This is a genomic window from Butyrivibrio sp. VCB2001, from assembly GCF_000423965.1.
In the GTDB taxonomy this organism is placed as follows: Bacteria; Bacillota; Clostridia; order Lachnospirales; family Lachnospiraceae; genus Butyrivibrio.
In genome coordinates, this window is the sequence record NZ_AUIZ01000006.1 from 135686 (window position 1) to 160302 (window position 24617).

The 24617-nt window shown below is 45.6% G+C and carries 16 protein-coding genes; 12 read left to right on the forward strand and 4 right to left on the reverse strand.

Translation table 11 applies throughout. From position 1 onward, the window contains the following. The 9 genes from G589_RS0108625 to G589_RS0108665 all read left to right on the forward strand — a co-directional run bounded on the left by G589_RS0108625 (position 1) and on the right by G589_RS0108665 (position 11923). Positions 1 to 1335 carry a B12-binding domain-containing radical SAM protein gene (locus tag G589_RS0108625; RefSeq protein WP_026521830.1) on the forward strand — a complete coding sequence of 445 codons (1335 nt, stop codon included), beginning with the start codon at positions 1 to 3 and terminating at the stop codon, positions 1333 to 1335. Positions 1336 to 1356: 21 nt separating this feature from the next. Continuing rightward, entirely contained in the window at positions 1357 to 2649 is a 1293-nt protein-coding gene (locus G589_RS0108630) for a B12-binding domain-containing radical SAM protein (RefSeq protein WP_026521831.1), read from the forward strand. A gap of 10 nt (positions 2650 to 2659) precedes the next feature. Beyond that, positions 2660 to 3997 carry a B12-binding domain-containing radical SAM protein gene (locus G589_RS0108635; RefSeq protein WP_026521832.1) on the forward strand — a complete coding sequence of 446 codons (1338 nt, stop codon included), beginning with the start codon at positions 2660 to 2662 and terminating at the stop codon, positions 3995 to 3997. Further along, positions 3994 to 5397 (forward strand): B12-binding domain-containing radical SAM protein, encoded by a 1404-nt coding sequence (locus tag G589_RS19370; RefSeq protein ID WP_081668983.1) that lies wholly within the window; start codon positions 3994 to 3996, stop codon positions 5395 to 5397. Before G589_RS0108635 ends, G589_RS19370 begins: the two co-directional genes overlap by 4 nt. Further along, complete coding sequence (locus tag G589_RS0108645; RefSeq protein ID WP_242826435.1) at positions 5339 to 6691, forward strand: B12-binding domain-containing radical SAM protein; 1353 nt, start codon at positions 5339 to 5341, stop codon at positions 6689 to 6691. The genes G589_RS19370 and G589_RS0108645 overlap by 59 nt, the downstream gene beginning before the upstream one ends. Further along, positions 6688 to 7758, forward strand: coding sequence for a hypothetical protein (locus G589_RS0108650; RefSeq protein ID WP_026521834.1), 1071 nt, complete (start codon positions 6688 to 6690; stop codon positions 7756 to 7758). The genes G589_RS0108645 and G589_RS0108650 overlap by 4 nt, the downstream gene beginning before the upstream one ends. Further along, positions 7755 to 9317, forward strand: coding sequence for an ABC-F family ATP-binding cassette domain-containing protein (locus G589_RS0108655; RefSeq protein WP_026519295.1), 1563 nt, complete (start codon positions 7755 to 7757; stop codon positions 9315 to 9317). Before G589_RS0108650 ends, G589_RS0108655 begins: the two co-directional genes overlap by 4 nt. Positions 9318 to 9335: 18 nt before the next feature. After that, entirely contained in the window at positions 9336 to 10748 is a 1413-nt protein-coding gene (locus tag G589_RS0108660; protein WP_035775712.1) for a hypothetical protein, read from the forward strand. Positions 10749 to 10831: 83 nt separating this feature from the next. Continuing rightward, complete coding sequence (locus G589_RS0108665; protein ID WP_026521836.1) at positions 10832 to 11923, forward strand: radical SAM protein; 1092 nt, start codon at positions 10832 to 10834, stop codon at positions 11921 to 11923. Between the two features lie 36 nt (positions 11924 to 11959). Here G589_RS0108665 and G589_RS0108670 read toward each other — a convergent pair whose 3' ends face one another. Both G589_RS0108670 and G589_RS0108675 read right to left on the reverse strand, forming a co-directional pair. After that, entirely contained in the window at positions 11960 to 13216 is a 1257-nt protein-coding gene (locus G589_RS0108670) for a DNA polymerase Y family protein (RefSeq protein WP_026521837.1), read from the reverse strand. A 23-nt stretch (positions 13217 to 13239) separates the two neighbouring features. Then, positions 13240 to 14661, reverse strand: coding sequence for an amidophosphoribosyltransferase (locus G589_RS0108675; RefSeq protein ID WP_026521838.1), 1422 nt, complete (start codon positions 14659 to 14661; stop codon positions 13240 to 13242). A 170-nt stretch (positions 14662 to 14831) separates the two neighbouring features. On the opposite strand from G589_RS0108675, the gene G589_RS0108680 reads away from it, so the two are divergent. Beyond that, a complete protein-coding gene (locus G589_RS0108680) occupies positions 14832 to 15473 on the forward strand; it encodes a DUF4867 family protein (RefSeq protein WP_026521839.1) in 642 nt (213 codons plus the stop codon). A gap of 73 nt (positions 15474 to 15546) precedes the next feature. Here G589_RS0108680 and G589_RS0108685 read toward each other — a convergent pair whose 3' ends face one another. Then, the gene (locus G589_RS0108685; protein WP_026521840.1) at positions 15547 to 18069 is read right to left on the reverse strand and encodes a glycoside hydrolase family 2 TIM barrel-domain containing protein; all 2523 of its coding nucleotides are present in this window, start codon (positions 18067 to 18069) and stop codon (positions 15547 to 15549) included. Positions 18070 to 18311: 242 nt separating this feature from the next. Here G589_RS0108685 and G589_RS0108690 point away from each other — a divergent pair, with 242 nt between their 5' ends. Continuing rightward, positions 18312 to 20558: a glycoside hydrolase family 2 protein gene (locus G589_RS0108690; RefSeq protein ID WP_026521841.1), complete on the forward strand. Its 2247-nt coding sequence runs from the start codon at positions 18312 to 18314 to the stop codon at positions 20556 to 20558. Positions 20559 to 20569: 11 nt separating this feature from the next. Continuing rightward, on the forward strand, positions 20570 to 21931 hold the full coding sequence (locus G589_RS0108695; protein WP_026521842.1) for a GH1 family beta-glucosidase: 1362 nt from the start codon (positions 20570 to 20572) through the stop codon (positions 21929 to 21931). A 35-nt stretch (positions 21932 to 21966) separates the two neighbouring features. Here G589_RS0108695 and G589_RS0108700 read toward each other — a convergent pair whose 3' ends face one another. Beyond that, positions 21967 to 24465, reverse strand: a complete 2499-nt coding sequence (locus G589_RS0108700; protein WP_026521843.1) for a GH39 family glycosyl hydrolase — start codon at positions 24463 to 24465, stop codon at positions 21967 to 21969. Positions 24466 to 24617: the final 152 nt, after the last annotated feature.

Sequence of the window (24617 nt, forward strand, 5' to 3'; positions counted from 1 at the left end):
ATGAGAGTAGCGTTACTGGCACCTGCAGGTGCAATGCACAGATATAACGGAATGTTCCACAAGAACCTTCATTATGCGCCAATTACTCTGGCGCTCCTTGCTGCATACCTTCCGGATGATGACGTAGTCATATATGACGAGACGGCAGAGCCGATCCCTCTTGATCTTCAAGCGGATGTGGTGGCTATCACCAGCATCACCGGTACTGCTGAGCGCAGCTACAAATATGCGGACTACTTCAGAAGCCGCGGTATTCCGGTTCTCATGGGCGGCGTTCATCCGACGCTTATGCCTGAGGAAGCCAAGGAGCATGCGGATTCTGTTTTGGTGGGACTTGGAGATCGGACCTTCAAGCAGGCCATAGAGGACGTTTCAAAGGGCTGTCTTAAGCCGTTCTACCGGGATGAAGGAGGGTGCCCTTCTATAGCCGGTCGCCCCATTCCTCGAAAAGATCTTTTGAAAAAAGACAGATACATCACCTTAAATACCGTTGAATGCGTAAGGGGGTGCAATCATTCCTGCTCATTCTGTGCCTATCCGGCGGCTTTTGGACAGCACGTTTTGACCCGTCCGGTGCAGGATGTTATAGACGAGATAAAAACCTTTAAGGGAAAATTTGTTATATTCCCCGATGTTAACCTGATTGCAGACGTGAATTATGCAAAAGAGCTTTTCACAGCCATGATTCCACTGAAAAAGTGGTGGTTTGGCCTTACGACCACAGCCATAGGAAGGTGTGACGACCTGATCGAGATCTTTGAAAAGAGCGGCTGTAAGGGACTACTCCTTGGTTTTGAGTCTGTAAATCAGGAGACTCAGAGCGAGATCAACAAGAATGTCAACAGGGTGGATGACTATAAATGGCTTATGGACAAGCTTCATGAGCACAACATCCTTGTCATGGGCTGTTTTGCCTTCGGAAGTGATGAGGACGGAAAAGATGTCTTTGACAGAACGGCGCAGCTGTGCCTTGATGCCAAGATAGACCTGCCCAGATTTTCGATTATCACGCCATTTCCGGGCACAAGTTTTTACAACGAACTGGAAGCTCAGGGAAGGATAACGGAGCGAAACTGGGCCCTGTATGACGTTGAACACGTAGTCTACAAGCCGGCGCAGATGACCAAGGCAGAGCTTCTTGAGGGAATCGAGCGGGCCTGGAAGATGTGCTATTCCTGGAAAGCCATATTTAAGCGCTTTGATTTTAAAAGAGTGCATCGCTGGCTCTTCATTTATATGATCGCAAATATCGGATATCGCAAGTACGCAAAGAAGTTCGGGGACTATGACGAGGCGGTCATGATCGACAACTCGGACATTCCGGACGTAACCTGAGCGCATAAAAAAGGCTTTTAGATGAAAGTATTACTGGTTTTACCCTGGCACAGTACCGACATGAGCTACAGGAGCAGGTTTTCAAGCCTGTTTACCTATCCGCCCTTAACACTCGGTGCTCTGGCAGCAATAATTGAAAAAGTGCATCCCGACTGGGTTATTGATGCCGTTGATGAAATATCCGGCAGAGTAAGATTTGATAATTCCTACGACCTTGTCATGCTCACTGCTACAACGCCCACTGTAACAAGGGCCTATGAAATTGCAGATAAATTCAGAGAAATGGGATCGTATGTCTGCATAGGCGGATATCATGTTACCTATTGCAGAGAAGAGGTCCTTCAGCACGCAGATACAATATTTATCGGGCCGGGAGAATATACTGTTCCGCAGTTCCTTAAAGATCTTGAAGCCGGAAATCCCCTTGATACCTACGAGGGGAGCTGTGTTATGGGAAAAGACATCCCATCTCCCGACAGGTCCAAGATCTCCCATAAGAAATACCTCAAGTACCCTCCTGTGGTAGCCAATCCCGGATGCCCCAACAGATGCAGCTACTGCGTCATCAGCCAGATGTGGGGCGAAGCGACAGCAAGGCCCATAGAGGATGTAATAAGTGAGATAAAGAGCTTAAAGAGTAAGATAATCGTGTTCTTTGACCCGAATTTCTTCGGAAACAGGGATTATTCCATTAAGCTGATGAAAGAACTGATGGGGCTTAAGATAAGGTGGGTCGGAAGCGCCACGATAGATGTCGGGTTTGATGAAGAGCTGCTTACACTTGCCGAGAAGAGCGGATGTAACGGACTGTTGGTGGGACTTGAGTCCGTAAACCAGCAGACGCTAAATAAAGTCAGAAAAGGTTTTAATAAGCCCGAGAGATACAAAGAAGCGGTACAGAACCTGCAGAAACACGGCATCATGGTAAACGGCTGCTTTGTACTTGGGATGGACGGAGATACTGAGGAAGACCTCATGGACCTTCCTAGACAGGTGGACTATCTTGGGATTAATCTTGCAAGATTTTCCATCCTGACTCCGGTGCCGGGAACAGGGCTGTATAAAGAGCTTGAGGCATCGGGACGCATAATCACCACCAACTGGGCGGATTACACCCAGCATAAAGCTGTTTTTAAGCCGGAGAACATGAGCCCTGAGAGACTCGAGCATATATACAGGTATGTTTGGAAAGAAACCTATTCATACAAGAATATCTTCAAGAGAATAAAAAGGGTGACATCAAAGGGAATATCCGCCAGGATTATCGCCTTTGGCGCTAATCTGGGATTTAAGTTCCTTGGCATGGAAGGGTAAATAAAAAGGGATGAAGATTGCATTCATCAAAGTAAATATGATGTACAGCAAGGGGAAGGATGCTCTAAAACCCCTGGTTTTTGCTGTGATTGAGAGGCTGACACCAAAAGAGCACGAGCTTGTTTTCTACGATGAGCGAATAGAGAACGTTCCGGAGGCTCTGGATGCTGATATTATCGCCTTTTCAGTTGAGACCTTTGCAGCCAGACACGCCTATGAACTGGCAGATAAGTACAAGAGAGATGATAACCTCATAGTCATGGGTGGCTTTCACCCGACTGCGCTTGAGGAAGAAGCTCTTTTGCATGCGGACGTAGTCCTAAAGGGCGATGCTGAGGAGACCTGGGGAGAGTTTATAAAGGACGTGGAGGAAAACGGCTTAAAGCCTGCAAAGCGCGTCTATCAGGCGGAGAATAAGTGTGTCATGTCCTATGTTAATCCCAACTCCTCCTGCTATGAGGGCAAAAAGTACCTGCCACTGGCCATGGTCCAGGCATCAAGGGGCTGTAAGTTTAATTGTGATTTCTGTTCAATAAAGAGCCTCTACCCCGGTGGAGTCAGGCAAAAAGACATTGAAAACGTGGTAAAAGAGATCAGTGAGTGCAAAGAAAAGCTGCTGTTTTTCATTGATGACAATCTCTTTTTAAACGAGGAGAGCGCAATAGAGCTGTTCAGGGCCATAAAGCCTCTTAAGAAGAAGTGGGCCTGTCAGATTAGCCTTGAGATTGCTTTCAGGGATGAGCTTTTAAAAGAGATGTACGAGTCGGGCTGCTTTATGGTGCTGATCGGCTTTGAATCCCTTAATGAGAACAACCTGGAGATCATGAAAAAGAGTGCCAATCTGGGAATCTTAAGAGGCGGCGAAAAGTCAGGGAACATCGCGCACTTAGAGGAGGCCATAAAAAATATCTATAAGCACAACATAATGATCTACGGAATGTTTGTGCTGGGCTATGACTATGACACGGCAGATTCCATCAGGGATACCTATGAATTTGCTGTGAAAAACAACCTTGCTATAGCTAATTTCAATCCGCTCATGATACTGCCCGGAACTCCTTTATTTGAGAGAATGAAAGGCGAAGGGCGTCTTAGATTTGAAAAATGGTGGCTCGATCCCGGCTACAGATACGGCGATGCCATGTATTTCCCCAAGGCCATGAGCCCCGATGAGCTTAAAGACGGCTGCAGAAACGCAAGATTTAGCTTTAACACCTATCGCAATATATTTAAGAGAATGCTGGGAGAGAGGGCAAACCACAGGACGCTTTTAAACATGTCTGTTTTCCTTGCCATCAACCTCATATCCCGCAGCGAAATACACAGAAAACAAGGCGAAAGTTTATGAAGATAACTCTGATAAAACCAAATATCGGGAGAAGAGAGCACAGCCTGTATGTGGACAATGCCAGCATGGAGCCTTTGCAGCTGGGAATCCTGGCAGCTCTTACCCCAGAAGATATAGAAGTAGTCATGTATGACGACAGGCTTGAGCCGATTCCCTATGAGGAAAAGACCGATCTTGTGGCCATAACCGTCGAGACCTTCACTGCGCGCAGATCCTATGAAATTGCCGACGAGTACAGAAAAAGGGGCGTCAAGGTCATCATGGGAGGCATCCACATCAAGCTCCTGCCGGAAGAGGCCGAGGAACATGCGGATTCCATCATGATCGGAGACGCTGAGAGCCAGTGGGGTAACATGATCGAGGACCTGCGACGCGGAGAACTAAAAGAGAGGTACATCTGCACAGCGCCAAAGGTGCCACAAAAGGGAATTCTGACCAGACGCAGCATTTATGAGGGCAAGAAGTACATGCCCATATCTCTTTTGCAATTCTCGCGCGGATGCGGGTTTAACTGCAAATACTGCGCCAGCAGCGTATATTTTGAGCAGCATCATTACACCAGGGACATTGACGAAGTGGTGGCAGAGATTAAGTCACAGAAGAGGAAGCTCCTCTTTTTCGTGGATGACAACATCGTGGCCAATAAGGCCAGGGCAAAAGAGCTTTTCAGGGCCCTTATTCCACTGAAGGTCCGGTGGGTCAGCCAGGGAAGCATAGATATGCTCGATGATGAGGAACTCATGAAACTCATGGTAAAGAGCGGATGCCTGGGACTTGTAATAGGATTTGAGTCCATAAAGCCCGAGAGCATAGAGAACATGCGAAAGGGCGTAAATCGCAAGTTTGTGGCGGATAACTACAAGGAAGCCATAGAGAAGCTAAGGCATTACGGACTGCAGACCTGGGCGGCGTTTACTATAGGACACGATACCGATACTCTGGAGTCCATCAGGGCAACATACGAGTTTGCAAGGCGCAATAAATTCACCTTCGCTGCCTATAATATCCTGATGCCATATCCCGGAACTCCGCTCTATGATGAGCTTAAGAGTCAGGGAAGGCTTTTATACGACGGCAAATGGTGGCTGCATCCTCAGTACAAGTTCAATTACACGGCATTTATTCCAAAGAACATGACTCCGGATGAGCTCACAGAGGCAGGATTTAACTGCAGAAGGGATTTCAACAGTCTTGGGTCCGTCCTGTACAGGCTCTTTGAACCAAGAACAAACCTGCGAGGACCGGTCAGGTTCTTTACTTACATAATCTACAATCCGGTATTCAGAAAAGAGGTATTTGAGAAGCAGGGCATGACCTTTGGATGCCTTGAAAAGGACGAAGATGAGAGAAAGCTTGAAGGTAACCTTGATCCTGCCGGCCATCGGCAAGAAAACCAATGAAAAATACTTAAAATCCTGGCTCATGGAGCCTCTTACAATAGCTGTGCTCAGCTCTCTCCTTCCGGCAGATTGCGAAAGAGAGTTTTATGATGACAGAATTGAGAGCATAAACTACGACACCGACACGGATGTTGTGCTGATCACCGTTGAAACCTACACGGCAAAGAGGGCTTATTACATATCCGAGCAGTTTAGAAAGCGCGGCAAAAAGGTGGTCATGGGCGGCTATCACGTGACCCTTGTGCCCGATGAAGCTGCACAGCACTGCGATGCAATAATGATTAACAACTGCGGAGAGAATATAAACAGGCTCCTTGAGGACTTAAAGAGCGGAAATCTGCAGAAGCAGTATGTGGGTAAACCCTGCATAGACTACAAGATGGCAGACAGGAGCATCTACAGGAAGCAGCAAAAGAAATATCTGCCTGTTTCACTGGTTGAGACAGGGCGAGGATGTTTCCACAACTGCGAGTTCTGCTCCATTGCAAAATACTACGATTCCAAATATATCCATAGGGATGTTGCAGATATCATTGCAGAGATGAAATCCTGCAAACACAAGCTCTATTTTCTCGTGGATGACAGTATTTTTTCCAACAAAGAATTTGCAAGAGAGCTCTTTACAGAGATCAAAAAGCTGCATGTGACCTGGACTACACAGATAACACTTGATATTGCAAAAGACGACGAAACCCTGCGCCTTATGAAGGACAGCGGCTGTGAAATGGTGCTGATAGGGTTTGAGTCCATCAACAGCGGAAATCTTAAGCAGATGAACAAGGAGTGGACAGCAAGGCTGGGCGAGAGGGATGAGCTCATCGAGAAGATACATGAGGTGGGCATCAGTATTTATGCCTCCTTCGTATTTGGCTTTGACGAGGACACAGAGGAGAGCTTTATACAGACTCTGAAATTTGCCATGAAGCATCAGTTCTTTGTTATAGCCTTTAATCACCTTCTGACCTTCCCCAATACGCCTACCTATAAGACTTTTCAGGAGGAAGGAAGACTTATCTGCGACAAATGGTGGCTCCAGGAAGGGTACACCTTCGGAACAATCTCTTTTGTCCCTAAAAACGTAACTGCCGAGGAGCTCAGGGCTCTCTGCAGGAAGTATAAGACCAGATTCTTTGAGTTCAGATCCATAGTACAAAGAGGCGTTACCTGCTTTAAGCGCACCAAAAAGCTCCTTATAAACTTTGCTTACTGGTACATAAACATCCTCTTCCACTTTGAGGTTGACCAGAGGATTGGCATTCCCGTGGGCGAAAATCTGGAGGAGGCCAAGAAATGAGCAATGTCTTTTCCTTTGCTAAAAGTGAAGACGGAGCCGGGATCTTAAAGATCATGGAGAGCGATATTGCCAGGGGCGAGATAAGGCTCCTTTATACAAGGCGTCCGAATCCCTATGACTCCTTTATGAAGGAGAGCGACAAAAGTGTTGTGGGGATATTTAAACGCGGTGGAGAAATCGTAGGTACGATCGCCGGAATCCCCAGAAATTTTTATGTTGCGGGAGATGAGCATAACGCTTGTTATGTAACGAACATGAAGCGCCTACATGATTTGAAGAGCCGTATCAACTGGATAGAGGCCTTTGAGAAGATGTACGATCCACTGGATTCATCTGTATATTTCTGCTCCGTGATAAAAGAGAATATGGATGTCCTTAAGATGCTCAAAAAAGAAAGGCCAAAGCTTCCCTACGCAGTAGACATGGATGGCTACAGGACCTATATAATAAGCCCCACAGCGCCGGTAAGGAATACCTGCGCGGATCTTAAATTCAGAAGGGCGACGGAGGCTGACAGCGCCGATATTTTGGCGTTTCTTAAGACCTGGGGCGGGGCAAAGAGTCTTTTCCCTGTCATTGACTGCCTGGGCGGTGAGAATGTTCCTGAGGCGAAAGACTTTTATATTCTTCACAGGGATGGTAATATAAAAGCTCTTGGCGCCCTGTGGGACAGATCTGATACCAAGCAGTACGTAGTAGAAGAGTATTCCGGGAAAGTGGCCCTTTTGCGAGCTTTTAACCCGCTTATTTCAAGGCTTGGCTATGTGAGGATACCTCCGGAAGGAACACAGATACAGTTTGCCTTTCTTTCATTCTTTCTGGCTGAGGAATACAAGTGCGATTATTACAGAACATTTCTGCATCACATAAGAAGAGAGGTTTCAGGGTCCTACGACATGTTTGTTCTGGGCACAAATGATCACAACGAAAAGAGAGAGGTGTTGGACGAAGTGAGATCGCTTAAGTTCGACACCCAGCTCTGTGAAGTGGTCATGGAGAATTTCAGAGGTGCTAAGAGATTAAACTTTGATTACACAAATATAGAAGTGGAGTGTGCATTACTATGAGTATTTTAAATGTTGAGCATCTGACCCACGGTTTTGGTGACAGAGCTATCTTCGATGACGTTTCCTTCAGGCTCCTAAAGGGCGAGCACATCGGCCTTGTGGGCGCCAACGGCGAAGGAAAGTCGACTTTTATGAACATCATAACCGGTCAGCTTATGCCTGACGCCGGCAAAATTGAATGGGCCAAGAACGTGAAGGTGGGATACCTTGATCAGCATGCGGTCCTAAAGCAGGGCATGACCATTAAGGATGTGCTATCTTCAGCCTATGACGAGCTCTTTGAAATGGAGCGCAGGATGAACGAGATCTGCGATGCCATGGGTGAGGCAGATGAAAAGGAGCTTGAGGACTATATGGAGGAGCTTGGAACCATCCAGGACCTTCTTACCAATCACGATTTCTACCTGATAGATTCAAAGATTGAAGAGGTTTCAAGGGCTCTCGGCTTTTTGGAGCTTGGCCTTGACAGGGATGTTACCGAGCTTTCCGGTGGACAGAGAACTAAGATACTGCTTGCGAAGCTTCTTTTACAAAAACCTGATATATTGCTTCTGGACGAGCCTACGAATTATCTGGATGCCGAGCACATCGTGTGGCTCACCAGATACCTACAGGAATATGAGAACGCGTTTATCCTGATCTCTCATGACATTCCGTTCCTCAACAGCGTTGTAAACATCATTTATCACATGGATGGCTATACGCACGCCCTGGAGCGCTATGTGGGCGATTACGACAAGTTTATGGAAGTGTATGAGGCCCAGAAGGCGCAGAGAGAAGCTGCTTACAACAGACAACAGCAGGAGATTGCAGAGCTTAAGGACTTCGTTGCCAGAAACAAGGCCAGGGTTGCCACAAGAAATATGGCCATGGCAAGGCAGAAGAAGCTTGATAACATGGACCTCATCGAGAAGATCCAGGAAAAGCCAAAGCCTGAGTTTTACTTTAAGACAGCCAGAACCCCCGGCAAGTTCCTCTTTGAGGTAAAAGACCTTGTGATAGGCTATGATGAACCTCTTTCAAAGCCGCTTAACCTGGCCATTGAGAGAAATACCTTCACCGTTCTTACAGGAGCAAACGGAATCGGAAAGACCACTCTTTTAAAGAGTATTCTCGGCATAATCCCTCCGATCTCCGGTAAGGTCCAGAGGGGTGAAAATGTTGAGATAGGCTATTTCCAGCAGGAGATGCCACCGGATATCGAGACAACCTGCCTTGAGGAGATCTGGAATGAATTCCCGGGATTTTCACAGTACGAGGTAAGGTCAGCCCTTGCTAAATGCGGACTTACAACCAAGCACATCGAGAGTAAATGTAAGGTCCTCTCCGGAGGTGAGCAGGCCAAGGTAAGGCTCTGCAAGCTAATGAACAGAGAGTCCAACATTCTGGTACTGGATGAGCCTACAAACCATCTGGATGTCGATGCAAAAGAGGAGCTTCACAGAGCTCTTAAGGAGTACAAGGGCACAGTCATTATGGTGTGCCACGAGCCTGACTTCTATCAGGACCTTGCTACGGACGTTCTTGACTGCACGAAGTGGACAACAAAGCTGATTTAAGAAAATAGGGTGTTGCGCATGAAGAGAAGACAATTACTGATAATAACGGCTATAGCTCTTTTGATAACGGGCTGTGGTGGATTTAATTCCAATAACGTAGCTATCGAGGCAGATACTGCCCCGGCAGCTGAGGCAACACAGGAGACTTTGCAGAGTGAACCTGAAGCTGAGCCTGAGCCGGAAGAGCCCGAGGATACGTACGAGCTGGCATATCCTTATGAAGAGCAGCTTGCAGTTATCAGTGACAACTCTGATCTCTGGGAGCTTACTGAGGAGGATATGGAGGTCTTTTCACCCTTTATAGATCATGGCTATGCCATAGATGACCTGGACAGGGATGGATATCTGGAGGTGATAAAGACCTTCTGGGGCGATGAGACCAAGCTCTATCAGACTTCAATCTATGAGACGACAGATGACAAGGCGCTTTGCGAATGGAAAATGGATGCCTTCAGAGCGCTGGATGTTGAGCCGTGTCTGAGTGATGTTGACAGCGTATACATCATAGAAGATGAAGATGCAAAATACATGGTTTACGCAACCGTGCGTGAGTCTGCCGATGCATACTGGGGCATGAATACCTTCTACAGAATGTTTATCGAGGACAATACGATAACTTTAGAAGAGATCAAGGACGGTGAGCAGTCCTGGTATTTTGGTAATGAGAAGGAGAGATTTTCCTGGTTTAAGGATGTGACAGCTGAAAGTCTGCTGGTTTCTTATGAAAAGAAGTATTACCGGGATGAAAGAGACACAACAGGTCTTTACACTGCGTATCTCAATGGAGAAGCAGAGGCAATAATGGATTGCGAATTCGAAGACTATGATGCTGAGGCTGATTATCCTATTTATGATTACAAATATATTGACTGCGGAAGTGACGGTGAATATGAGCTTTTGGTCTTTGCCCGCAGTGACCCTGATATGCTTCCTGCCAAACTCAGCTTTGTGATCAAAGAAGCTGGAGGCAAGTTATATATAAGATATATAACATATGTTGAGGCTGAAAGGCGTGAGGGAAACATCAGCGAACAGGGCTTTGTAGGCGAATTTGGTAAGGGCGGAGCGGATCTTGCGATATATGACTATGGTTTCCTTGATGCTGATGCCAGATATCATTTCTTCTACAAGATGCATTATTTCTTGACGGTCAATGATTTTGATTTCGGGGATGATGTAGAGATCGATATGGAGGAGTGGAAGGACACTCAGCTCATGGTCTACATATTATCCGAAGATATGAAGGATTCAGAGCACATCTATTATCATTACACTTATACCGGCAGCAAAAAGTATTACGAGAACGACAATGTGTTTAAGAACACTTTGGAAGAAGCCGGATTTAAGACATATACAGAAAAAGAGATCAAGAAGATCCTATCAGATCGTGCAAAAGAAATAGGGCTGGACCCTTCTATCAGAAATGATTAAAAAATAGCGCACAATATAATTGCAAAAAATATAAAACGTGATATAATCATCTGTATCAATGACAAATATAAGAGGATCACGTTATGAGTAAAGACTTTGATATTCAGGAGTATATGACCAGGGGAGTTGAGCGTGTTGTTGCCGACGCCGTAAGAGCTACGCTAAGAAACCCCAAGGAGAGCGCATATATGGCTAAATTCGCCATTGCCAGCAGCGCAGCTTCCAAAAAGAGAGCCAAGATGGAAGAGGCAGGAGAACACGTTCCGCCATTCCTTATTGCAAGCATTACCAGCAGCTGCAACCTTCACTGTGCAGGCTGTTATTCGAGATGTAATGATGCTACCAATGACAATGAGCCTGTTAAGCAGCTCTCAGATGAGGATTGGAGCAAGATATTCGACGAAGCTGATGACCTCGGAGTAAGCTTTATTCTTCTTGCTGGAGGAGAGCCACTTCTCAGGCGCGGAGTAATTGAGGCTGCAGGTAAGAAGCAGTCAATCCTGTTCCCGATCTTTACAAACGGAACTTTCATGACAGAGAAGTACTTCGACGAATTTGATAAGAACCGTAATCTGATCCCCATCATGAGTATAGAAGGCGAGCAGGAAGCTACTGACAGGAGAAGAGGAGAGGGCGTATACGAGAAGCTTGTTTCAAACATGGATGAGCTTAAGAGAAGAGGCCTTATCTTCGGAACATCTGTAACAGTGACAACTGACAATTTAAAAGAGGTTTCCTCCGAGAGTTTCATCAGTATGATGTCCGAGAAAGGCTGCAAGGCGGTTATTTTCGTAGAATTTGTGCCTGTAGATGAGAATTCTGAGCACCTTGCACCCGGTGATGAGGACAGAGAGTACTTAAAGGCAGAGATCATGAGACTCAGAAGAGAGCATCCTGAGATGGTATTCGTATCATTCCCGGGAGATGAGAAGAGTTCAGGCGGATGTATCGCTGCAGGAAGAGGCTTCTTCCACATCAACTCACAGGGAGGCGCAGAGCCTTGCCCATTCTCACCTTATTCAGATATCAATGTAAAAGAGACTTCTCTCAGGGAAGCTATTAAATCCAAGCTTTTCCTTGAACTTCAGTCCGAAGGTGTTCTTCTTGACGACCACAAGGGCGGATGCGTCCTTTATGAGAAGCGCGCACAGGTTCAGGAACTTGCTGCAGTATAAAATACTAAAGACCGCCGTTATGGCGGTCTTTTTTTGTCAAAAGCCTTTGTGTATCAGACCATCCCCGAATTTATCCCGGATGGACTTTTCCATTTTTTCAAGCTTATCGTCTTTTTCTTTCTTTTCTTTTTCTTCCCGGAGCTCTTTTTGCCCGGTGGTCATCCAGTCAAAGAGATTGCCCTGCCTGAAGGTTCCGTTATCAAGGTGATCCACACCAACGCCCACAAGGCGTATGCCAACTCCTTCTTCAAAAATGCCGTTATCGCCGGTAAGGAGCTCACCCAGCAGCATAAGAGCATTTTCATATATGGTATCCGCATCGTTGGTGGACTCTGCAAGACGGAGCTGCCTTGAATAGCGCTTAAATTCACTGGTCTTAACCTGCACACTTATAGTTCCGCCATAGACGTTATCTCTTTTAAGCCTTGCAGATACTTTATCCGAGAGATGCCTTACGATCGGAGGCATATCAGTGTCGAAATTGGCTGTGGTTATATCATTCTTAGTTGTGGTCTCGTTGGAGTAGCTCTTGGGATCATCCCTCTCAGGATGTACGGTTTCAGAACCAATGCCGTTGGCACTCTGATATATGTATTCTCCGGCCTTTTCGCCAAGGAGCGAGGTAAGCAGTTCCTTGGAATATGACGCAGCATCTCCTATGGTCCTTATACCCACTGAGCGGAGCTTTTCTGCGGTCTTTTTGCCGCAGCCGTACAGATCTCCGATATCAAGTGGCCACATTTTTTCTTTGATTTCCGAGGGAAATAGTGTGTGAGTCTTGTCGGGCTTAGTGAAATCGCTGGCCATTTTCGCAAGGAGTTTATTGCTGGAAATGCCGACGTTTACAGTAAAGCCGAGATTATCCCTGATCTCGTCGCGGATCATCTGTGCGACGTTTAGCGGAAAATCAGGGGATGGATAGATGTCTTTTAAAGAAGTGACATCAAGATAAGCCTCATCAATAGAGACCTGCTCAAGAACTTCGGAGTAGGTCCTAAGGATACTGATAAAGGCGCTTGAATACTCATGGTAGGTCTTAAAATCCGATGGAACAACCACGAGTTTGGGACATTTCTGGAGAGCGCTGGCTATGGGCTCAGCAGTCTGAATCCCGTATTTTTTGGCAGGGATAGATTTGGCGGTAACAATGCCGTGCCTGGTCTTAACATCCCCTCCGATAACGGAAGGGATGGTTCTAAGGTCTATGGAATCGGGATTGTCTTTTAACCTCTTAACTGCTGTCCAGGAAAGGAAGGCAGAGTTAACATCCACATGAAAAATGATATGTTTCATGTCTCTATCCTTTAAATCAAAAGTTACTCTTTACCGCTCCAACAGTAGGTGCAAAGTCTGCAGGGCTCGATCGGAATAGCCTCTACCATGTCGTCGAGACGGTGGTAGTGAAGAGATGTGAAGTTGAGCTCTTTTCTGATCTCCTCGAGCATTGCCTCATACTGTGGTGAATCGGGGTCAGTGTATTTTCTTACGGTTTCTTCATTAGGACTTGGATAACCCTCGAGCTTCTCGATGACACGTCTTGTAATAAGCTCCATTTCGGAGTTGGAACGGGAGAAGTTGAGGTACTTGCATCCGTAGATAAGCGGAGGACAAGCAGGTCTTATGTGTACTTCTCTTGCGCCGCTTCTGTATAAAAACTCTGTGGTTTCCCTCAGCTGTGTGCCTCTTACGATTGAGTCATCGATGAGAAGAAGGCTCTTATTGTTGATGAGCTGATTGACGGGAAGGAGTTTCATCTTGGCAATAAGATCACGTCTTGACTGAACTGTGGGCATGAAGGATCTTGGCCAGGTTGGTGTGTATTTTACAAAAGGTCTTGAATAGGGGATTCCTGAGGTGTTGGAATAGCCGATGGCATGGGCAACACCTGAATCCGGAACGCCGGCTACAAGGTCAGGGTGAAGGCCTCTTTGCATATCACGCTGAGCAAGCTTGCCACCACAGCCGTATCTGATATTCTCTACGCTGAGTCCCTCATAGGTAGATGCAGGGAATCCGTAGTAGATCCACAGGAATGTGCAGATGCGCATTTCGTCAAAGGCAGGAGCCACAATTTCAACGCTCTCCGGTGTGATATAGGCTATTTCGCCGGGGCCGAGTTCTTTATAGGGATCATATCCAAGATTGAGATAGGAAAAGCTTTCAAAGCAGACGCAGTAGCCCTCATCTTTGTGACCGATCTCAACAGGAGTTCTTCCGAAACGGTCACGGGCTGCATAGATGCCTTCAGGAGTCATAAGAAGAAGGGACATTGAGCCCTTGATGATCTCCTGGGCGTAACGTATTCCCTCAACGATAGTTACTTTTTGATTGATAATAGAAGCTACAAGCTCTGTGGGGTTGATATCTCCACCGCTCATCTCAAGGAAGTGAGATCTGTTGTCGGCAAAGAGCTTGTTGGTTATTTCATCGATATTGTTGATCTTACCTACAGTGGTAATAGCATAGGTGCCATGATGCGACCTTACAATAAGTGGCTGGGGCTCAAAATCGGAGATACAGCCGATTCCGAGATTACCTTCCATCTTGAGCATGTCATCTTCAAACTTAGGTCTGAAGTAAGATCTTTCTATGTTGTGAATAGAGCGGTCGAACCCTTTCTTTTTATCGTAAACTGCGAGTCCGGCACGACGTGTGCCAAGGTGTGAGTGATAGTCAGTACCATAAAAGAGATCGAATACTGCACTTTCACGAGACGCTACACCAAAAAATCCTCCCATTGGAAACCTCCGGATGTAATGCGAATAAATGGTTGACAGATACGCTAACAATAATAGCACAACTCTCAGCAATTTTTGAAGTATTTTTGATACATATTGATAAGAAAAATGATATGGCTTGGTGTATCATTGTTTATTGAGGAAGTATTTTGATTTTATAGGAGGACGATATGAAGATTTATAAGGTTACAGACCCGGAATTTGTTAACTACGGAAGAATCATTGAGGGGTATGAAGAGGAGAAGAAGCAGATTGAAGATGCTCTTCGCGACAAGACTCCGATTCCTGAGGGAACAGACTATGTAGCTGAGGAGAAGGCTCTTCAGGAGCTTCCTGCAGCTGACAAGATCACAAACTCATTGTTTGGCGGATCTCCAATGCAGTTTGGATGGTGCAACGGACACAACACCAAGCTCAACTGCCTTGAGTATCACCGTTCAAGCGAGATCAACCTCGGCGCAACAGACTTTATCCTTCTTCTTGCTAAGAGAGAAGAGATCGTAGATTACAAGATCGATTCCAGCAAGGTTAAGGCTTTCCTTGTACCAAAGGGAGTTATGGTAGAGGTTTATGCTACAGCTCTTCACTATGCTCCATGCCAGGCAAGCAAGGATTCAGGATTCCAGGTACTTGTTGGACTTCCTAAGGGAACCAACGTTGGTAAGCCTGACTTTACACCTGCCAATCAGGAGGACAAGCTCATCACTGCTACAAACAAGTGGCTCCTTGCACATGCTGAGTCATCTGAGGCGAAGGACGGCGCTTGGATCGGCATTACAGGCGAGAACATCGATATCGCAGCTGATATCTGATAGGTATTTATAAGCTCTTTTACCTGTAATACGCCCGGGAAATCAGATCGATATCCCGGGCGCTTATTTTTGCTTATTTTATATTGATCGTTGCACTTACACTTTCAAGTCCATCGCCTGATACTGTAAGAGTACAGGTTCCGCTTGTATAGCCGCTTCTTATAATAGCAGTTGCACGGCCTCTGTAGGCTGTAAAAGACCCGGTTGTATAATTCTCGTCTGTTATTGGATTGGCTGAGCCAAAGGCGGCAAGAGAGCCTTCTCCCGTAACTGTTGCAGTCAGCTTGTTGTCAGCATCGGGAACAATATTTCCATCGCTATCTAAAAGCTCTGCCTGAACGTAGGTCACACTGTGGCCATCGGCAGGCATTTCCTGCCTTTCGGCAATCAGCTTAATGGAGCTTACAGCGCCGGTTGTTGCCAGGGTGTCTTTTGAAATAACATCGTTTCCTTTATAGCTTACAGCTTCAAGTGTTCCCGGAACATAGGTGATATCAAAGAGGAATGACTTTGGCAGACCACATGCAAGTTTTTCTCCTTCCTTGCAGATGCCCATTGACTTGCCGTTAAGGAAGAGCTCAACACGCTCTGCGTTTGAGAATACGGCAACAAAAACAGGCTTATTGTCTGCATCCTTCCAGTTCCAGGACTTTCTGACATCGGTAAATCCCCAGTTGCTGATCAGCTCTTTTTTGTCGTGAGTGGCAGGATCGTAGGAGTACAGGTAAGTCTTATCACTTCCCCAGATAACTGAGCGATATTCGCCCTGAGGAAGAATATGTCCGTTTATATCTACATCCGCATCGTTGGCAAGGCGCCATGGATAGGGTGATCCGTGTGACATCAGGGCAAATCCGCCTATTTTGTGCATGGGATCATCCTCTTCCAGGAAGACGGATTTTCCGATACCTGCTTCGCCTATATAGTCAAAGGCAGTCCAGGTGAAATCGCCGATGACGTATGGAGTGGATTCAACCATAGGCCAGCGAATGCCTATCTCCTTGGGGTAATTCTCTGAGCCGAGGATAACACGCTCAGGGTACATTTCATGGTCAAGAGCATATTTGTCTTCCATGTAGTTGTATCCAACAATATCAAGGCTATTGGTGAAGGCTTCAGAGAATTCCTCCCAGCTGGTGTCATTCTTACCGCCGTCTGCGTTCTGAAGTGGAGGATTGCCGTCAGCATCGACGCCGATGACCTTTTTCATATTTTCAGCAGCGAGCTCATCATCAAGACCGCTCCAGTAAGAGCAGATCGCATTTGAAACCGGGCGGCTGGGATCAAGGCTGTGAGCCTTCTTTGCAAGGCGAGTTGCCAGGGTATAACCGTTTCCAAGGCCTCCTCGTTCAGGAATTTCATTACCTGTGGACCAGATGATAACTGATGGGTGGTTCCTGTCACGCTTCATGAAGGCTGTAAGGTCTTTTTCCCAATCCGTATCAAAGTACTGGTTGTAGTCCCCGGGCTGCTTCATGATACCCCAGGCATCAAAGGCTTCATCAAAGACGTACATACCGATACGGTCGCAGGCCTCCATAAGCGCAGAGGAAGGGGGATTGTGAGTGGTTCTGATGGCGTTGAAGCCGATCTCTTTCATTATGGAGAGCTTGCGCAGCTCTGAGTCGTATAAAGAGACTGCTCCAAGCATTCCGTTGTCATGATGAAGGCATCCGCCCTTTAGCTTGACGGTTTTGCCATTGATCCTAAGGCCGTTAACAACGTCTGCAGTTACGGTCTTAATGCCGAATAAAACTGAAGTTTCGTCACAGGTTTCATTTTCTGTAGGAATGAAGTGAGTCTTGAAGGTGCCAAGATCCGTCACAGAGGCGCAGAGCCTGTAAAGATTCGGATTTTCTGCATCCCAGAGCTCAGGTTTATCAAGGGTAATGCTGATATAGGCTGTCTCCGATGACGCAGGATTAACCTGAATCTTCTGGGAGCGGGAGATTATTACCTCATCGCTTCCGTCTTTTGTCAGAAATGCGCTGACGCCGGCCATCTTATTGTCAAGGGTGTTATTCTGCACCTGAATTTCTACGCGAATATAAGCTCTGAGGGCATTTCCTTCAGAGTCATACTCAATGCTTTTGGTGTAGCCGAAAATTCCGTCATTAGCGATGTGGAGTTTTGGGAAGTGAACAAGTTCCACGCTTCTGAAGATTCCCGCGCCTGTGTACCAGCGGGAGTTAGGCTGCATGCTGGGATTAACAGTTATTGTGACACTGTTCTCCCTGCCAAAATAGATGTAAGGCGTGATATCTACAGAAAAAGGAGCGTATCCGTAGTGCTGAAGAGCCACTTTGCAGCCGTTTACAGCTACAGTAGCATTCATCATAACGCCGTCAAATTTAAGGGAAACATCATCATTTTCCCACTCTGCGGGGATCATTACTTTTTTGGTGTAATAGGCTACGCCCTCAGTAAAAAAGCCGCTTGAAGCCCCGGCAGGAGCATCTTTTTTTACAGAGCCGGAAATCATATAGTCGTGAGGGAGATCTACTTCACGAAGTGTACTCTCCCTGGATGGATTGGGAAAACCATCTATAGTTCCGTAATTAAACTGCCATCCTTTATCAATATTCTGATTACGCATAGGTGAAAATCTCCTTGTTTTTTTCTAAATCATATATACAGGAGTAACAAAAGACAAGGTTTAATATTTACGGCATAATAGGCTTTTGTGAACATAAAATCGGCGAAAGAAAAACAATATACACTAAATGACCTGGTTATATTAAAAAATGTTCGATGTGATAAAAAGATTTGGCGTAGGCATGAGAGAGATCTCTGGGATAAAATTATCATGTAGATATTATATTTTGTCCGGAGGAAATTGTGAGAAACGTATATAAGATAAATGATAACTGGACCTTTAAAAGAGGCGAAAAAGCCCCTGAAACAGTTAATATACCTCATTGTTACAACGCTGTGGACGGCCAGGACGGCTCAAAGATGTTCCGTGGAGTTATGACTTATGAGAGAGACCTGGAGGTAACCGGCGATGATCTTAAGCGCACTGTAATCCTGGAAGTTGGTGCTGCGTCCCTTAGCAGCAGAGTATTTGTAAACGACAAGCTCTGCCATGAGCTCAGATGCGGCTTTTCAATGTTCAGAGCAGATATTACGAAGCTTCTGACTATCGGCAGCAATACAATCCGCATAGAAGTCAGCAATGCTGTAGATAACACAATTTACCCCGCTATGGCCGATTTTTCTTTCTACGGCGGAATATACAGAGATGTAAACATCATAATTGATGATGATCTTCATTTTGAAGAGATAGGCAAAGGACGTGACGGAATATATGTAAATCCCAAGGTTTGCGGGGATGATGGAGAGCTCTTTGCAGATGTTTTTGTTAAAAGAGAAAACGGATACGCAGGGAATGCAACCTGCATGCTCAAAGTCATCGACAGAGAAAGTCATGAAGAAGTGGCCTGCTCATCTGCGGAAATCCGTGGCAGCCACACTAATTTGACCGCTGCCATTTCGGAAGTGAGCCTGTGGGACGGAGTCAATGGTCCATTTTTATATGACGCAGTTTTTGAACTCTTTGACGAAAGTGGCAATCTGTGCGACACAAGGACGATTCCTGTGGGCTTTAGAACAATTGAGTATTCCCCGGAGAAAGGTCTTTTGCTAAACGGAAAGCCCTACAAGCTCCACGGTGTTGCCAAACATCAGGACTTTGGTGGTCTCGGAAACGCCATTACGGAAAAAGAGCTGCAGACAGACCTTGCACTTATCCTGGAAATGGGTGCCAATTCCGTGAGATGCTCTCATTACCAGCACTGTGACAGATGGTATGAGCTGTGTGATGAAGCAGGTCTTTTGGTTTGGGCGGAGATACCGGTCATAAGCTCAGTTCCGCAGAAGCGAGAGGCTGATGAAAACGCCATGAACCACCTGGAACTCCTTATAGATCAGGTCAGAAACCACACCTGCGTTTACTGCTACGGCGTGCAAAACGAAGTCTGCATGGTTTCCAAGAATGAATACACTTTTAATCTGGTGGACAGGCTCAGCAAAAAGGTAAGAGAGCTGGATGAGAGCCGCCTTATAGCACAGGCCAATGAGTGTGGCACCGAAGATGATTCGCCAATCCTTAATTACACGGATATTCTGGGATACAACTTATACTATGGCTGGTATTACGGACAAATAGAGGATCTTCAGCCAAGGCTTGACAGTATACACTCTGCAAATCCGGAAAAACCCCTTATACTGACGGAGTACGGAGTTGATACCAACGTAAGATTCCACAGCACAGAGCCAAAAGCCAACGATTACAGCGAAGAATATCAGCTGTTATTTTCCGAAAACGCCATAAATGCTGTAGAAGAGCGCAGCTTTATGGCCGGAGGATATGTCTGGAACATGTTCGATTTTGGCAGCGCCGGAAGGGCAGAAGGCGGAGAAAAGGGCAAGAATCAGAAAGGCCTTGTGACTATAGACAGGAAGATCAAAAAGGACGCGTATTATCTGTACAAAGCCCACTGGTCCAAGGAGAAGTTCATTTACATAGCAGGCAGGAGATACGTCAACAGGCCCGGCGATTTGACGGATATTACAGTCATTTCCAATGTAAAAGAGCTTTCGCTTAAGGTTAACGGTACTGATATAGATAAGAGGCCTGTAGAGGGCGCAATGACCGTATTTAAGGATGTAGCCATAAAGCCCGGTGAAAATGAGATTGTGGCTTATTGCGAAGGGCTTAGCGATCAGATCACTGTCAATTCGGTAAAAGAGCCTGATCCTTCCTATATCTGTGAGAAAAAGACAGATTCGGAAAACGCAATTAACTGGTTCGAAGGGCTTGATCCCGAGACCATGGAAAAAGTGGACAAAACCGAGCTGAATCCAAGCTGCTTCACTTTTGAGGACCAGATCTGCGATATTTTTGAAAATAGTGATGCTAAGGCAGTGTTTATCAAGTACCTGAAGCCTATAACCGAGGGACCACGATTTGATCCTTCATCACCGATAACAGTGAATGCACTGCTTGGCTTTGTAAAAGCCCTGAACATACCGGAGTCGCTCCTTGTTTCCTGTGAGCAGGAGCTTAACAAGATTAAGAAATGAAGAGGTGAAAAATGAGTTTTTCAAAGGATTTTTTATGGGGAGCTGCTTCCGCAGCACACCAGATTGAAGGTGGATACTTAGATGACGGCAAAGGCCTTGGAATCTGGGACCATTTCGAGCACGAGGAGGGACGCATTGAGTTTGGCGAGAATGCTGATGTTTCCTGTGATCACTACCATCACATGAAGGAAGATATTGCTCTTATGAAGCAGATCGGCTTAAAGAGCTACAGATTCTCCATAAGCTGGCCAAGAGTTATGCCCGAGGGAATCGGAAAGGTGAACGAAAAGGGACTTAAGTTTTACTCAGACCTTGTGGATGAGCTTAAAAACGCAGGAATTGAGCCCATGGTAACTCTTTTCCACTGGAACCTTCCCATGGCGCTCTATGAAAAAGGCGGCTGGAAGAACCCTGAGATTGTAGACTGGTTTGCTGAATATGTAGAAGTAGTGGTTAAGTGCCTTGGCGACAGGGTTAAATACTGGATGACCTTCAACGAGTATCAGATGTTTGTGGGACTTGGTTACCAGATCGGTGCAATGGCACCCTTTGAGAACAATGATATAAAGACCATGCTGGATATCTCGGTAAATGTCTTTAAATCCCACGGAAGAGCCGTTTCTGTGATCAGGAAATACAGTAAGCTTGATGCCAAAATCGGAATGGCTCCCACAGGAAATGTGTGGGTTCCAAAGGATGACACTCCTGATGAAGTTGAGAAGTGCAGGAAAATGTCTTTTGCCATAGATCCGTATGGTTTCCTTATGGGAAATGCATGGTGGGCAGATCCGATATTCTTAGGACATTTCCCGGAAGGCTCAGAAGAAGCCTTTGGAGACATGCTTCCAAAGCTTACTAAAGAGGAGTGGGATGAGATAGCGCAGCCCCTTGATTTCTACGGCTTTAACGTCTATGAAGGAACTGTAAGATATCCGCTTGATCCAAACAACTACGGACCATACGAGTATCAGGGAAGTGCACACACAATGATGGGCTGGAGCGTTACGCCAAGAGTTCTGTACTACGCACCCAAGTTCTTCTATGAGAGATATCATAAGCCGGTCATGATTACCGAAAACGGAATGGCCGGCATGGACTGGAAGGCCCTTGATGGCAAGGTTCATGACTACCAGAGAATAGATTTCACAAACAGATATCTCTTGGAGCTTGAGAGAGCAATTGATGACGGCATCGAGGTCATCGGCTACCAGCACTGGTCAATCATGGATAATTTCGAGTGGTGCCACGGCTACAAGATGAGATTTGGTCTTATCTACGTCGATTATGAGACAATGGAGAGAACCCTTAAGGATTCTGCTTACTGGTATAAAGAAGTGATCGCAACAAACGGCGAGAGACTTCATAAACATTAAAAATTAACCCCTGTTCCTTGGAACAGGGGCTTTTTTTACTTTATTCGTTTGATCTCGGCGAATCGGATCTCGAGAGGAGCCAGAACAGGCGAGTATTCGTAGACTCCGCTTTCGATCAGCCTGTATTCCTTGTGCATTCCGGGAACACAGTAGCCTTTTATTATCTCGACATCGCTTGGATCCAAGGGAACAGCACCCATCTTAAGCCAGATGTCATAAGCACTTCCGTATTCTCTGTTTACAAAGAGCTCTTTGATGCAATAGTTGCCATCCTCAAGATCTGTGAGCTTTATCTGGAACTGGAGGCTGTTTGTCATGTCAAAAGGCGTGTATCTGTTGGTCTCTGTCATATCAAACAGTTCACCCGAAGCAAACAGATTGCCGTAGTGTACGTAGTTGTAAGTGATGATCTGGTATGCATCAATGCTTCTTGTGATAAAGTAGCCTTCTCCTCCGGCTATGAGCTCATCTCCCAAAAGGCTTGCAAAATAGAAGCTGTAGTAAACGCTCTTTCTTATGCCGTTCGTGGTGTAGATACCAAGTCCTCCGTGGAAAAGAGTGTCCGGCAGAGCATTTTCTTCCAAGAGGTCCGTAAGTGACCAGTAGCCGTAGCTATCGAGCCTGTCGTAGTTCCTGAGGAGATTTTTAAGTATATAGCAGGATTTAAAGCAGGTGTCGCTGGCAAGATTTCGGTGGGAGAGGGTGAAGTTCCACTCTGTCATGTATATTGGCAACGAGCCGAATCCTGCTGAGGAAAAGATCTTTTTGATGCTTCCGATCCATAGCGAGAAATCGTCGGTTCTTTTCGGGAAGGAAAAAGAAACGCTTCCGATAGTTACATTCTGCTTGGCTGTAATAGGAATAATGTCGGAATAGTAGTGTACATTCAAAAACTCCGGTTCACAGTTATTCTTTTTGGTATATGCAAGGAAATCTTTGATCCACTTGTCAGTTCCTAAGTTTTCCATATACAGAATTGAAGGGGATCCAAATACAAGCTTGTCGTCAACTCTTTTTACTGTGCGATAAGTGGCTTCGTAGAAGCGCATAAACAGTGGGTCATCGCCAAAGCCGAACATGGACTTGGGTGTTACAGGTTCATTCCATACGCAAAAGAGCCATGATCTGACTGTGTTGGTGCCATAGCGCTCCAAAAGATGCCTTGTGAAGTTGTCGATGAACTGTTCCCACTCTGACATGTGTTTGGGTGGGCTTGTTATCATCGGCGAATAGAAAATAGTCTTATTCGGATCGGCAGCGAGGTCCCTTGGCATGAAAGAAAGCTGTATAAGGGGCTTTAAACCGATGGAAATAAGGAAATCAAGCGCCATATCAACCAAAGTGTAGTGGAAGGTCAGTTTGCCATTAATTCTTGAAACGACCATCATGTCATCGGAAAGAAGGCCATGGAACTTGATGTATTCATAACCAATGTTATTTTGAAGGTCTATGAGCATGTTCTGAATGTCCCGGTTTAACAGCTCTTTTGCCCTTCCGACGGTAATAAATTTCTTAAAGGTATGCTTTAAGGTTCTTACGCTGCTACTTGCTGAGGCGACGATTTCTTCAGACTTTTTTATGTTTTTGGTGCTGATCGCGTGTGGCTGATCCTTGATATCTCCCAGATATTTTGTCAAAAGATGCAGATAATTACTGGGCTCCATATGCAGGTAGTTCAGTGTTGAGGAAGTCTCTGAAGCAGAGATATTCTGTCCTCTTTGCTTTCTATAAGTGCTTGGAAGTGTTCCGTATTGTTTTTTAAAGCTGCGGACAAAGGAATGAGACTCTGTAAAGCCGTTCCTGACAGCGATACTCTCGATGGAGTCGTTGGTAGAAAGAAGATCCGTGAGAGCGTGGTTTAGCTTAACGGAAGTGTAGTACTGAGAGAACTTGACACCCATATTCTTCTCAAAAAAGTTGGACAGATAGGGCATCGAAAGGTCTTCTTCGGCTGCAAGATCGCTTAAAGAGAAGTTCTCAGCGTAATGGTCTTCAATGTATTTAAGCAGTCTTGTGAGTCTTGCTGCGTATTTCTGCTGGGTTTTAATGGCATTTGTGATCGGAACACTGAAATTTGCCAAAAGCTCAGCAACAAGATAATAAGCCAGGGAATAGTTTCTGTACTGGGATTCGTATGAATTATGAGCATTCTCGTTGAGCATGGTGGCAATTGCGAACTTTAAGCCATCAAACTTGGATAAGTCATCAGTTGTTGTTGTATTGCAGTCAAATACCATCTCATCGAGGTTGGCATCAAACTGGTTCATTCTTGATAAATCTATCTGGATAGCGATCATAACGGCGCTTTCAGACTTTAGGGAATGAATGGTATTGCTGTTGATAAGAATGATGTCCTCGCCGGTGAGCGTATATTCCGTATTATCGATGGATATGGTAATAGTTCCGTCCAGAATCATCAAAAGCTCAATACTTCTGTGCCAGTGATTATCAACGGAACCCAGCTTGTGCATGAAGATTTTAAGGGGAATATTAGGCGGGAACTCTATTATCTCGTGACGCTCTTCAAGATACATGATAAAACCTCATATAAGAAAAAATGTACGTTATGTGCACCTAATTTAAGGATATATCAAATGTTTTTTTCGGTAAAGGCAAAAAAGGTACAAAAATTAATGTGTTAAATCGGCAAAAAGAGACCTCAAAATTAAAAAACAGTTTTTTCTTA